Source organism: Cytobacillus sp. FSL R7-0680, from assembly GCF_038009245.1.
Lineage (GTDB): Bacteria > Bacillota > Bacilli > Bacillales > Cytobacillaceae > Cytobacillus > Cytobacillus kochii.
In genome coordinates this window covers 134,326-146,985 of the sequence record NZ_JBBPAO010000001.1, presented here as the reverse complement: position 1 = coordinate 146,985, position 12,660 = coordinate 134,326, and the positions used below count along the sequence as shown (strand labels likewise).

Genomic DNA, 12,660 nt, shown 5'->3' with positions numbered 1-12,660 from the left:
TACTATGTTTAAATATTTATATACAATGTTTCTTAAAGAATTCAACATAAGAACTACTTTTTGATTTGGAGGGATTTTTTGCTATGTTACAAGAATTTAAGAAATTTGCTATGAAAGGAAATGTGTTAGACCTGGCAATCGGGGTCATTATAGGGGCAGCTTTTGGAAAAATTGTTACTTCTCTAGTGAATGATCTGATTATGCCTATTCTTGGAATCTTTATCGGTGGAGTCGATTTCACAAAACTCTCTTATTCCCCTCCATTTGGGGAATCTGTTATACTATATGGACAATTTATTCAAACCGTTTTCGACTTTTTGATTGTCGCTTTTTCCATTTTTCTTTTTGTCCAATTTATGAATAAAAGAATTAGGAAGAAAGAAGAAGAGAGTACGCCTGAACCGCCAGAAAAAGATGCAAAAGAAGAATTACTAATCGAAATTCGTGACTTGTTGCAAAAACAAGAGCAGAACTCACTTGATATAACAAAAAAACAAAATCATGAGTCCTAAATAAAATCTAGGAATATATATATGAGTGGCAAAAAGAACAAATGATAGACATCTCATCATATCATTTGTTCTTTTTCCTATTTGCCACATAAATGCTCATGCATCTATTCACACAGCTAATCTTATATAGAAAGAAGTGGTCCAATGCCATCATCTATTCAAAAACAATATTTTCGTCGTGTTATTATTATTTTTATGATTTCTCTTGCTATTGCCACTATTGGGGTCTTTCTTGGTACAGTTGTTCCAAGCCAGTATTTTCTACCGATCAAGATAATTGAAGTAATTATGTTAATCATCGCTTTTTTTCTTAGACGAAAAAAGGGGATTTCCTACTTTTTCTTATTCTTATTTACCTTTATATCTGGCTTGTCTATTTATCCAATTCTACATCAATATGTGTCTTCAATAGGTATGCAAACGATACTAATGACACTCATAGCAACAACTATCATTTTTATTTTTATTGCGAGCTATGCCACTATTACAAAGAAAGATTTTAGTTTTTTAGGCGGTATATTATCAATTGCATTACTTGCCTTTATCATTATTGCTATCATTCGAATCTTTTGGCCATTAGATGACACTTCACTACTCATATATTCATTTATAGGTGTTCTCATATTCAGTGGCTATATTCTATATGACTTTAACCGTTTGAAAAAATACGGTATTAAAAAAAGTCAAATCCCTACTTACACTTTGAAATTGTATTTAGATTTTATTAATCTCTTCTTAAACTTACTTAGACTAATTGGTTTACTGAAAGATAGAAAATAACAAGTAACATTATAAAAACGAAGAACGACAATGACAGATTACTTTCTGTCGTTTTTTTTATGCCCAAAAATGAATAAATCTGGATAATCGGAACACTTTATAAACATAATACGAAAAAAGGAGGTTTTTTTCCAATGGCAGAACAACACTCTGAAAAGAAAATGTCAAGAAGACGCTTTATTAGAAACTCTGGATACGTAGCAGGTGGACTTGTCGGTGGAGGAATTATCGGTGGGCTCATTGGTGCCAATATGAATGATGAGCAAGAAGGTACAAATACACAAGGGGAACATCAAGGAACCAGCTATCTACAAGCACCTCTTTATTTTACAAACCCTGAAATGTTTGCCGTTTTAGTCGCTGCTTCTGAAAGAATTTTCCCAAGTGATGATAACGGTCCAGGAGCTGATGAATTAGGCGTTGCCTATTATATAGATCACTCGCTCGCTGGTTCTTGGGGGAACAATGCTCGTGAATATATGCAAGGACCATTCTTTCCAGGCTCTAACTTCCAAGGTTATCAATCCCCTCTTAAGAGACATGAAGTATTTGATACCGGGATAAAGGCACTGCAAAAAGTGGCTAATGAAAAACACGATAAGAATTTCCCTGACTTGGAAGGCGAACAACAAGATGCTATCTTAACTTCCTTCCAAAATGATGAGGTTGAGCTCAAAGGAGTAACATCCAAAACCTTTTTTAATATTCTCAGAGCAGCCACGATTGAAGGTGTATATGCTGACCCTGCATATGGAGGAAATATTAATATGGAAGGCTGGAAAATGAAAAACTATCCTGGGCATCAAATGAGTTATTACGACAAAATTGAATCAGATGAATTTATGGAAATTGAACCACAAGCCCTACATTCTTATACAAAATAAGTGGATTGAATAGGAGGAAATACAATGGCTGAAAAATTACCTAAAACCGATGTCGTCATCGTCGGTATGGGCTGGGCTGGTAGCATTATTGCTGCCGAGCTTGGTAAGGAAGGATTAAAGGTTGTTGGATTAGAACGAGGTAAAGAAAGAGGCTTGAAAGATTATTATGTCGTACACGATGAGCTTCGTTATGCTATTCGTTATGAATTAATGCAAGATTTATCAAAGGAAAGTTTAACTTTCCGTAATAACCAAAAGGAAAGGGCCCTTCCCATGCGTCAACTTGGTTCTTTCCTATTAGGTGAGGGTTCTGGTGGTTCTGGTGTTCATTGGAACGGCCAATCCTTCCGTTTTTTGCCTTATGATTTTGAAATACGATCAAAAACAATTGAAAAATATGGTGAAAGTAAAATCAAAGGATTACAAATTCAGGATTGGGGCATTACATACGACGAATTGGAACCATATTTTGATAAATATGAGAAGGTCGCTGGTATTAGTGGTGAAGAGGCTCATTTTGGACCGGAACGATCCAATCCATATCCAACACCACCGATGAAAGAGACACCATTAACCAAACGGTTTAAAGATGCAACAACCTCATTAGGTATGCATCCATACCATATGCCTTCAGCTAATTTAAGTGAACCATATGAGAACATGTACGGTGCAAAGATTGCTAACTGTCAATATTGCGCATTTTGTGAACGTTTTGGTTGCGAATACGGTGCAAAGGCAGACCCAACTGTTGCCGTCATTCCTTATGCTATGGAAACAGGCAATGTAGATATACGCAATTTTGCTAATGTAACTGAAATCATACATGAAGGTGGAAAAGCAACAGGTGTGAAATTCGTAGATGTATTAACGAAAGAAGAATTCATTCAACCGGCTGATACAGTCGTTCTTACGAGCTATGTCATGAATAATACGAAACTACTTCTACATTCAAAAATAGGCAAAGCCTATAACCCGGAAAACGGGACTGGTGTGATTGGTAAGAACTATTGTTATCAGATTCTCCCTGGCTCTACAGGCTTTTTTGAAGAAGAACGCTTTAACACTTTTATGGGGGCAGGAGCATTAGGTGCAACAATTGATGATTATAATGGTGATAACTTCGATCACTCAGATCTAAACTTTATCCATGGTGGCTCTATCTCCATTAATCAATCAGGTAAACGACCGATTGGCTCAAATACCGTTCCATCTGGTACACCAAACTGGGGAGCTGAGTTTAAAGCACAATCTATCAAGTATTTTACAAGATCACTCAATATTGGAACACAAGGGGCTTCCATGCCTGTACAACATAACTTTATGGACCTTGATCCGACGTACAAAGACGCTTATGGTTTACCATTGCTTCGCTTAACTTACGACTTTACAAAACAAGATAAAGAGCTTTATAACTATATCGGCAAAATTGCAGATCAAATTATGCTTGAAATGGGCGCAGATAAAGTAAATGAACGTTCGAATCTTGAAAGTTATGATATTGTGCCATATCAAACAACTCATAATACAGGTGGTGTTATTATGGGCGCTGAACCGGAAACATCTGCTGTTAATAATTATCTGCAAATGTGGGATGCTGAGAATGTATTTGTTGTAGGTGCCTCTGCTTTTGCACATAATGGGGGCTATAACCCAACGGCAACTGTCGGTGCACTCGCATTCAGAGCAGCAGAAGGTATCCTCAAATATAGCAAAGAAGGTGGCATGCTCGCCTAATTAGTAGGAAAGGGGTTGATTTGTAATGGGTTTAACAAATATCGGAATACCAGGTTTAATCATTATCCTTGTCATCACCTTGATTATATTTGGACCAAAAAAACTACCTGAAATTGGCTCAGCTTTCGGAAAAACATTAGCTGAATTTAAAAGATCGACAAGAGAAATTATGGACGATAGCGACAAGGAAACATTAACAGTGGCTGCTAAAAATGAAGAGGAATCTAAATAACATCTGTGATGGAGGCGTAAAGATGGAGAATAATGACCAAACACTAGTGGAGCATTTAACTGATTTAAGAAAAGTGCTCATTCGATCGATTGTCTTCTTTACCTTTTGTTTTATCCTTTGCTTAGTGTTTATTAACCACCTTATTCCCATTCTAGCTAATGACTATGATCTCGTCATGCTAGGGCCATTAGATGTAATTAGACTATACACAGGGATTGCCGGTAGCATTAGCCTCGGCATTTCCCTTCCCTTCATTGCGTTTCAAGCATGGCTATTTATTAGACCTGCATTGAATGATAAAGAAGCAAAAATCTCGATCATGTTCATTCCAGGAATTATTTGTAGTTTCGCCATTGGCTTATCATTTGGTTTATTCATTGTATTCCCAACCATTTATGGCTTTCTCATGCACCTTGGCGAAAGTAATTTTTCTATGATGATTACTGCTCGAGAATATTTCTCATTTTTATTGATTTCTACTATTCCGTTTGGATTTCTATTTGAAGTTCCATTATTACTAGTTTTTCTCACAAATATCGGGGTCGTATCCCCTGAAATGCTAAAGTCAGTAAGAAAATACGCATATGTGGTGCTTGCTGTCGTTTCTGCACTCATTACGCCACCAGACTTTTTCTCACAAATACTCGTACTCTTTCCATTAATTGGACTATATGAACTTGGACTGTTTCTTTCAAAGATTAGCTATAGAAAACGATTGGTCATGGACGCAGAGTTAAATAAAGGGTAGTTTATTGATAAGTGAAAACGTTAGTATTCTCGTGGACATTTTTAAAATAGGTAAATGAAGGAATAATCTCTAATAAGGAACAAGGATTGTATGAAGAGGAATCCAATCTTAGTTATTTTTTAATTAGATTTCGATATTGCTCTATAAAATGCTTAGGTACATCTTTCATATAAAAAGGATATACACCACGATTAGTATGTAAATACAATGTACCTAGCTTTTTTTTCGATTCTCTAAATGAAATATCAAAAACAGCTTGGATATCTATTTCGTCTTCACTCCATATAATTTTCTCATCGAAAAGTTTGATTTCACTTTCTATTTCCTCATACTTTTGGACATTCCAATCAATTTTACGCACAACTTTTATATAAGTAAGACTAGCTATAAGTTCCAATGGCGAACCCCCAATATTTAATATCTCCATTCTATTGGATTGTTAGTGAAAACGATAATAATTTGCTTAAAAGTAAAGAAACCATTTTAGCAACGTTAAAAATGTTACTATTTATTGTTTCAATTCGAGCTGATACCTACTCCCCTATGTAACTTCTCAAATAAATCTTAACTGTATTCTAGCCAGTTAAACTTAATATCAAAAGCAAAGAAAGAATGGATGCTCTTCTTTTTGCATTTAAGAACCAGCTTCCGATTCTTTCATATGATTACGAACAGTTCAAAACAATGTTCCGAATTAAAGTACACCAGAAAATAATCTCGCAAATGACTCTTTTGTTCTTTCTAATAATCCTCTTTTGTAAAACTGTACCGGACTTATTTTAAAACTATCTTTCATATCATCTTCATAATGAGCAACTAAATCTCTAATAGAACTTGTCCCGTAAAGAAAAACATTCACCTCGAAGTTCAAATGGAAACTTCTCATATCCATATTAGCAGTACCAATACTGGCTAAATTCCCATCAATAATAATTATTTTTTGATGAAGAAAACCTTTTTTATATGAATAGATCTCTACTCCATAGCGAAGAAGTTCAGAAAAATAAGAACGGCTAGCATATTGCGTAAAAAAACTATCATTGATTTCAGGGACGAGAATTCTCACTTCAATCCCTTTTGCCGCAGCTACTCTTAATGCCGTACGAATGGCTTCATCTGGTACAAAGTAAGGGGTAGCAATCCAAATGGAATAATCAGCAGACGAAATCATCGAATAATAAAAATCCCCCATAATACCCTGTTGCGTATCTGGTCCACTGGCAACGACCTGAAGCGCTCCGTCTACCACATCATCTTTTTTATGTATAGGCTTCCTATCATTACGATATTTATCCAACACCTCTTCATTAGCAACATATTCCCAATCTAATAAAAATATCGTGTGTAGTATATAGACAGCTTCACCCTTTAATAAAAGATGGGTATCTCGCCAAAATCCAATTTGCTTATCTTCACCCAAATATTCATTTCCAACATTCAATCCACCCGTAAAGCCGATTTCTCCATCAATGATGATAATCTTACGGTGATTTCTAAAATTAAATTTCTGATTAAAAAAACCATACTTTAAAGGCGAGAATGGTTTTACTCGGATGCCAGCATCTAACATCTGGTTGATATCTTCCGCATGCAGTGTTAAGCTCCCAGCTGCATCGTAAATAAATAACACCTCTACTCCTTGCTTGGCTTTATCCATCAATATCTTCATTATTTCTTTTCCTAAGCGATCAGAACGAAAAATGTAATATTCCATATGAATGAATTTTTTTGCCTGTAACAGCCTTCTCTTAATTTCAAAAAAAGTTTCATCACCGTTTTTTAAAATGGTTGCTTTAGACTTCGTACTTATCGGAGTTAATGATGAATGATTAGCAAATTCCGCAAATCGAAGCTGGCCATCTTGGAGGAATGATATGTCTTGTTCTTCTTCTCTATGCATTAAGCGTTTCCATTCATCTCTATCTCTGCTACGTTTACTTTTAAATAAATACCCTTTCATATATAATTGCCCTGAAAATAAATAAAATAAATATCCAAACACCGGAAAGAATACGATTACATACATCCATAATAATGTATGCTGTGGGGTTCGATCTTCCAGCATAATGGAATAGCATATCACTAATATTGCCAAACTATAAAATACAAGGCACATTATCGTAGTCATTATACTTGTTGCCATAAAAAGTCCGATATATAATGTAACCATCAGAATGAATACAAATAAAAACTCTACTCTTCTTCTACCTTTCATTACCATGCCCCATCCCGTAAGTTGCTGTTATTATTAGTACCCTAATTTTCATTTAAAGAAACGAGCTCTATCATAATTTTTATAAACGTTGAGGAGAATAAAATGAAAGTCATACCTTTACATAAAGAACATGCCGAAAGTTTCAAACAAATACGTCTCATTGGACTTAAAGAACATCCAGAAAGTTTTGCCTCTAGTTTTGAAGAAGAAGTACAGCAATCAATACTAGATATCGAAAAGAAATTGCTCTCTAGTCAAGCAATCACTTACGGTGCTTTTCATGAAGGTAAATTAGGCGGCATCATCACTTTGTTATATGAAAGTAAATTAAAAATGCGCCATAAAGCACATATCGTTGGTTTATTTGTACGAGAGGAATTTAGAGGGCTTGGGATGGCAAAACAATTAATGAACACGGTCATAGAAAAAGCACAAGGTAGTACGACTATTGAACAATTACATTTAACTGTCATGGCTGATAATCAACCTGCAATAAAATTATACAAAAAACTAGGATTTCGCTCATATGCTCATGAACCTCGTGCTTTAAAAGTGGTCGGACATTATTATGATGAAATTCATATGGTCTTACAATTAAAATGAGTTTGAGGCAGGTGTTTACTTGAACGCCTGCCTTAAACATTACCTCTTATAAAGATTGATATTTTTTTAATATTTCCTGAAGCTTCAATGCTAACCCAACATTACCTTCAACCTTTAAACCACCTGTCATAAACGCTACCGTCGTGTTTAAATCACCTTTTAATAGACTAGAAAAGTGACTATCACTCATTCTTAATTTAACCGCAGGATCGTCAGCTTCCCCTTCAATTACACTTACCTTTCCATCGCATAAAACAATTTGAATGGGGCCACTTTCTTTTAAATCCACTTGAAACACTCTATTTTTTTCATTTACAATATACTCTGGTTGATTATTCATTTTATCCGTCATTTCTTCAAGTTCAAGTAATACAGACATGTTAAGCCTCCTCTTATCAAGAAATAAGCTGTGCAAGGACATAGAAAAGCAAACATAAAATAGAAAGAAATTGGTTAATCTAAAATTCCCATTTTTCAGTATTTAATTGTCCTCGTATCTTTCATTTCATCGCAGTAACTTTATTAATATTCTATGTGGTAAATGAATCTTCCTGCCTAAAATGAATAATTATTCATTTTTCTTATTTTACATGAGGAAGTTCTTTTCAAATAAAAAATAACTCGCCAATTGGCAAGCTATTTTTAGTACCCATTCATATAACCCGTGTTATTACACTAAAGAAAGGAATCTATTCTCTCCACGGTAGTTCTGTTCCAAAGCTTTGTGCCCTTTTTTCGCTATCCTTCCTTCTACGCTTTCTATGTTCCGCTCTTTCTTTTGCACTTTCATATAGGCTCATTTCTTCGTCAGTCACTGGTACAATTTTAGGAATTGGTGCTGGTTTCCCATCTTCACCAAGTGCTACCATTGTAAGGAAAGATAGTGCACAAATATTTCTATCTCCTGTTAAAAGATCTTCTGAAATAACCTTTACAAATATCTCCATTGAAGATCTGCCTGTATATGTAACAAATGCTTCTAAACAAACCGCATTACCAGCGTAAATAGGATGTAAAAAATCAACTGAATCAGTTGACGCTGTTACAACCGCTCTTCTTGAATGCCTCATAGCTGCAATCCCAGCAATATCATCTATATAAGCCATTAACTTCCCACCAAACAGCGTCCCATGTCCATTTGTATCTGGTGGTTGAACAATACTTGTTTTTACAACATATGATTCTTTACAAAACTTTGATTCACTCACACTATTTTCTCCCTTCATAAAAGTATCAAAGGATACCTTTATATATCATACCTCATTACCGTTATTTAAAAAATGAATTCTTCTTTTTTGGCCTGAGTGTGTCCCCTGTCCATCCTTTTTTCACCAGCAACATATAGACAGCTACAGTAGATAGAATAATAATGACCAATGCACCTGCGTATCCCCATTTCTCATCTAATTCTGGCATAAATGAGAAATTCATCCCCCAAAGAGCTCCCCATGCACTAATTGGTGTAAATAATGTCGTAATAACTGTTAAAGTTTTTATAACTTCATTTCCTCGATGGGAGGATACCATTTCTTCAAAATGTACAAGGTGATCAATTTCTTCAATATACTCTTTCGTTAACATACTTCCTCTCTCTAATCTTTTTCTCATATTTTTATAATGCTTTGTCTCAACAATTTCGCTTGAAAATGCTTCTTCCAAACCAAACGATAATTCTATAATTGGAATCATAAAGTTTTTCCAAACTAACACTTCATGCCTTAACTGAAAAATTTCTTCTAATCGATCAATACTGTTCTTTTGTTTGATTTCCCAAAGTAAATCGTTTAATTTCAGCTCAAAATCATCAATTCTTTTAATACTATTCTTTAATATCTCAGCTAAAAGAATAGAGAAACCAGCAACTGCATTTTCAGCTTCCATCATATCATCATTAATATGACTATCCTGTTCAAATTCACTCGTTATCAATACATGTTCTGTTAGAAAATAATGGAGAAGTTTATATTCATTTTGTTGATTAAGCTTTTGTTCATAGATGAGCGATCCACAAATGTAGCTTTTCCCTTCCGTTGATCGCAAATGGAGATGATTTGATTCTTGCGAAGAAATATGCTCAATCCACATTTCTATCTCTTCTTTATAAAAAGGGAATTCTAGATGTTTGTTTGCTTCTGGTTCAAAAAAATTAAGCCATCGCCAATTATTCATCTCTTTTGTATCCATTCATTCTCACCCTCCTACTTTAACATTCCCTGAAAATGAACATAACAAAACCATATGTTTATATATAAATAAAACGGGTAATTATAATACATGCAAGAAATAAACTTTCCATAAAATGAAGGAGGAGTTAATATGAAATCTCGTCCAAAGAACTTTATTATTGCAGGAGTTGGCGTAACAAGTTTACTATTACTTGCTAAGAAGGAAAATCGTGAAAAGTTACAGACACTCACACATAAAATGAAAAGTTATCTTCCAACTAATAGTGAGAATCAATATGAAATGAAAGCCGGACATCCCGATCCACAAGACACCCGCGATAATGAAATGGTCAGTGAAGGTGCTATGACTTCCGTTAATTATTATAATAATCAACAAGAAGAAAAATAACCTAGGGATTTCTCCTTAGGTTATTTTTCTTCTACAATCATTGGGTGAAGTTTTGCCTTCCCTCTCCTCAACCTTGTCTTAATTGTCGAGAGAGGTAGCTTTGTTGCTTCACTTATTTCCTTTAATGACATTTGTTCGAAGTAATAAAGATATAGTGGTTCTTTATATTTTTCAGGTAGACAAAAGATAATCCTCTCTACTTCTTCTCGATTACTTTTTTTAACAAACAATTCATCGGCCCCTGGAGATTTGGCCTCCTCATATAGAGCAGGTAGCCTCTCTTCTAAAAATTGTCGTTCACTTTGTTGTTTTCTCCATTGATCCCTACATTTGTTTAATGCAATTTTATATAGCCAATTTTTAATATTTGTTTCTTCTTTCAAGGAAGGGAAAGCTAAATAAGCTGAAATTAAGGCTTCTTGGAGTAAATCCTCCGCTCTTTGGGGATGTTTAATTAAAGAATAAATGTATCTGTATAATGATTGAGCATACTCGCTCACATAATTTTCGAATGTGTAGTTAATTGTTGCTTCCATACTTCATCTGGGTCTATTACCCTTTCCTCCTTTATTTCTTTTCTTACCCTAATAGACGAATGATAGATCTTCTTCCCCTACAGTGTTTTTGATTTTTTTAAGAAAAACTTGTTTGTTTTGTAAGAAACCAAGTAACACCAATCTTCTTACATATCGTCATGTAATGCATGAACATTAATAAAATGGCTCCCATATTTATGCCTAAAATTACTCCATGCATTTGCAGACTTTCCATCGAACCAAATACATACATCGCAACAAAAGATATAAGTGTTGACCACACAGCATGATAAAAGGCATCTTTCATAAGCCCCAAACCGATAAGAAATGCTTGCATAGGGAAAATAAAAAAGTGTAACAGAAAGAATGGCCACAGTAATTGCACATATATACTTGCTTCTATCGAATGGAAAAATGTACTAGTTAAAGGTTCGGCAAAGAAATAAAAAATGGTAACAGAAGGAACGCCATACAAGAAGGTGATAAAAAATACTTGTTGAAGTAACCGCCGTAAGTAATTATGCTTCTCTTCAGCATATGCTCTTGAAACAGTAGGAATGAGCATAACCATAAAGGAATGAGCAATAAAAGCGGGAAACATTCCAATTGTCATTGCTACACCTGCAACCATCCCAAAATGTTCAGTGGCAATATCCGTACTGATTCCAGACTTTAGCAATGCTGCTTTTATTAAAAATGGTTGGATCGCATGGGTTAAAGCATGAAATATCCGTAGACCTGTTGTAGGGATAGACACCCCCATCAAGTTTTTCCACACACTCATACCAGACATCGGCTCAAACGGCAATTTCTTCATCCTTTGATACTGGATGACAAATAAATGAATGAAGTAAGCAAAAATCGCTATTTCACTGCCAACAAATGTACAGACAGCTATAAAAACTGCCGTTTCCGTTTCAAAGCGAAACAAATGAAAAAGTAATACCAGCAATGAAAGCTGAATGAATTTTCTCAAAAAATTGGCAGAAGCAATCTTCCCCATTTGTTCGTTGCCCATAAAATAACCTCTAGCAATAGAAGAAAATGAAATAATCGGTATGAGAATAATAGCCATCCACCTTAATAGTGGATGATAATCATCAAAAACAGTAATAAATGGGAGAATCGCTGATGCTAACGGGATTAATATAAGTGAAAAGATAACCGTCATTCTAATCACATGATTGAGCATACTATAGTGATATTTTCTATCCTTTTCTGCAATAAATTTAGAGATGGAAACAGGCATTTCAAAACTAGCTAATAAAACAATCAAAAAAATGGTTGGAAGAATAGACATATAAAGCCCTAAACCATGTTCACCTAACTGCCTAGCAAGCACCATATTAATCAGAAATTCAATACATTCACCTGCAAAAGCCGCTAGAATTAATAAAAGCAATCCCTTGAAGAACTTGTTCATTTCGCCTCTCCTTTTTGTTCCCACAAATAAATAATCTCTTCTATCCTATGAGACAACCCTTAAAATTATTAACCTAGTTGAATATTTGTTTGCTGATCACTTCACTCTATTTTTGTTTTTTTCTAACCTAAAAAAGGGACATACATATGGAACAATGAATGGTAGATAAAGTCGATATAGCCACTGCAGGGGCGGTTCACTTGCATTTGCTAGAGAAGGGATATTTTTGTCTTTCATCAAATATTAATGAAGAAAAAGGGTAAGAAACCTAATGGATAATTCTGGAAAATTAACACTTCATTTTTGGTATCTTTGTCCTATACGAAGGCTTTGAAAAGAGTAAAAGGGTTGCTCAAAAGTCGAAGAAGTGACATTTTGGACAACCCTTTTTAATGTGATATTCTGTTTGCTAATCCATC

At 34.7% G+C, this 12,660-nt stretch carries 15 protein-coding genes; 8 read left to right on the top strand and 7 right to left on the bottom strand.

What is annotated here, in order from left to right:
- Positions 1–83 precede the first annotated feature (83 nt).
- The 6 genes from mscL to tatC all read left to right on the top strand — a co-directional run bounded on the left by mscL (position 84) and on the right by tatC (position 4,890).
- Positions 84–512 carry a large conductance mechanosensitive channel protein MscL gene (gene mscL, locus MKY26_RS00725; protein ID WP_095370094.1) on the top strand — a complete coding sequence of 143 codons (429 nt, stop codon included), beginning with the start codon at positions 84–86 and terminating at the stop codon, positions 510–512.
- A gap of 144 nt (positions 513–656) precedes the next feature.
- On the top strand, positions 657–1,292 hold the full coding sequence (locus MKY26_RS00720; RefSeq protein WP_341091825.1) for a Bax inhibitor-1 family protein: 636 nt from the start codon (positions 657–659) through the stop codon (positions 1,290–1,292).
- Between the two features lie 134 nt (positions 1,293–1,426).
- Entirely contained in the window at positions 1,427–2,176 is a 750-nt protein-coding gene (locus MKY26_RS00715) for a gluconate 2-dehydrogenase subunit 3 family protein (protein ID WP_095370096.1), read from the top strand.
- A 24-nt stretch (positions 2,177–2,200) separates the two neighbouring features.
- Positions 2,201–3,910: a GMC family oxidoreductase gene (locus MKY26_RS00710; protein ID WP_095370097.1), complete on the top strand. Its 1,710-nt coding sequence runs from the start codon at positions 2,201–2,203 to the stop codon at positions 3,908–3,910.
- 25 nt (positions 3,911–3,935) lie between these two features.
- Entirely contained in the window at positions 3,936–4,142 is a 207-nt protein-coding gene (tatA, locus tag MKY26_RS00705) for a twin-arginine translocase TatA/TatE family subunit (RefSeq protein WP_095370098.1), read from the top strand.
- A gap of 22 nt (positions 4,143–4,164) precedes the next feature.
- Positions 4,165–4,890, top strand: coding sequence for a twin-arginine translocase subunit TatC (tatC, locus tag MKY26_RS00700; RefSeq protein WP_095370099.1), 726 nt, complete (start codon positions 4,165–4,167; stop codon positions 4,888–4,890).
- A gap of 112 nt (positions 4,891–5,002) precedes the next feature.
- Here the strand turns inward: tatC and MKY26_RS00695 are convergent, their stop codons facing one another.
- The gene (locus tag MKY26_RS00695; RefSeq protein ID WP_095370100.1) at positions 5,003–5,287 is read right to left on the bottom strand and encodes a hypothetical protein; all 285 of its coding nucleotides are present in this window, start codon (positions 5,285–5,287) and stop codon (positions 5,003–5,005) included.
- A gap of 297 nt (positions 5,288–5,584) precedes the next feature.
- The gene (gene cls / locus MKY26_RS00690; protein ID WP_095370101.1) at positions 5,585–7,105 is read right to left on the bottom strand and encodes a cardiolipin synthase; all 1,521 of its coding nucleotides are present in this window, start codon (positions 7,103–7,105) and stop codon (positions 5,585–5,587) included.
- 102 nt (positions 7,106–7,207) lie between these two features.
- Here cls and MKY26_RS00685 point away from each other — a divergent pair, with 102 nt between their 5' ends.
- Positions 7,208–7,708 carry a GNAT family N-acetyltransferase gene (locus tag MKY26_RS00685; RefSeq protein ID WP_095370102.1) on the top strand — a complete coding sequence of 167 codons (501 nt, stop codon included), beginning with the start codon at positions 7,208–7,210 and terminating at the stop codon, positions 7,706–7,708.
- Positions 7,709–7,754: 46 nt separating this feature from the next.
- On the opposite strand, the gene MKY26_RS00680 is transcribed toward MKY26_RS00685, so the two are convergent.
- The 3 genes from MKY26_RS00680 to MKY26_RS00670 all read right to left on the bottom strand — a co-directional run bounded on the left by MKY26_RS00680 (position 7,755) and on the right by MKY26_RS00670 (position 9,892).
- Positions 7,755–8,087, bottom strand: coding sequence for an SCP2 sterol-binding domain-containing protein (locus MKY26_RS00680; protein WP_095370103.1), 333 nt, complete (start codon positions 8,085–8,087; stop codon positions 7,755–7,757).
- Positions 8,088–8,397: 310 nt separating this feature from the next.
- Positions 8,398–8,916: an acyl-CoA thioesterase gene (locus MKY26_RS00675; RefSeq protein WP_341091822.1), complete on the bottom strand. Its 519-nt coding sequence runs from the start codon at positions 8,914–8,916 to the stop codon at positions 8,398–8,400.
- Between the two features lie 61 nt (positions 8,917–8,977).
- Positions 8,978–9,892 (bottom strand): magnesium transporter CorA family protein, encoded by a 915-nt coding sequence (locus tag MKY26_RS00670; RefSeq protein WP_341091820.1) that lies wholly within the window; start codon positions 9,890–9,892, stop codon positions 8,978–8,980.
- 132 nt (positions 9,893–10,024) lie between these two features.
- Here MKY26_RS00670 and MKY26_RS00665 point away from each other — a divergent pair, with 132 nt between their 5' ends.
- The gene (locus tag MKY26_RS00665) at positions 10,025–10,282 is read left to right on the top strand and encodes a hypothetical protein (protein WP_095370106.1); all 258 of its coding nucleotides are present in this window, start codon (positions 10,025–10,027) and stop codon (positions 10,280–10,282) included.
- A 20-nt stretch (positions 10,283–10,302) separates the two neighbouring features.
- On the opposite strand, the gene MKY26_RS00660 is transcribed toward MKY26_RS00665, so the two are convergent.
- Complete coding sequence (locus MKY26_RS00660) at positions 10,303–10,818, bottom strand: RNA polymerase sigma factor (RefSeq protein WP_095370107.1); 516 nt, start codon at positions 10,816–10,818, stop codon at positions 10,303–10,305.
- Positions 10,819–10,915: 97 nt separating this feature from the next.
- Positions 10,916–12,241, bottom strand: coding sequence for an oligosaccharide flippase family protein (locus MKY26_RS00655; RefSeq protein ID WP_095370108.1), 1,326 nt, complete (start codon positions 12,239–12,241; stop codon positions 10,916–10,918).
- Positions 12,242–12,660: the final 419 nt, after the last annotated feature.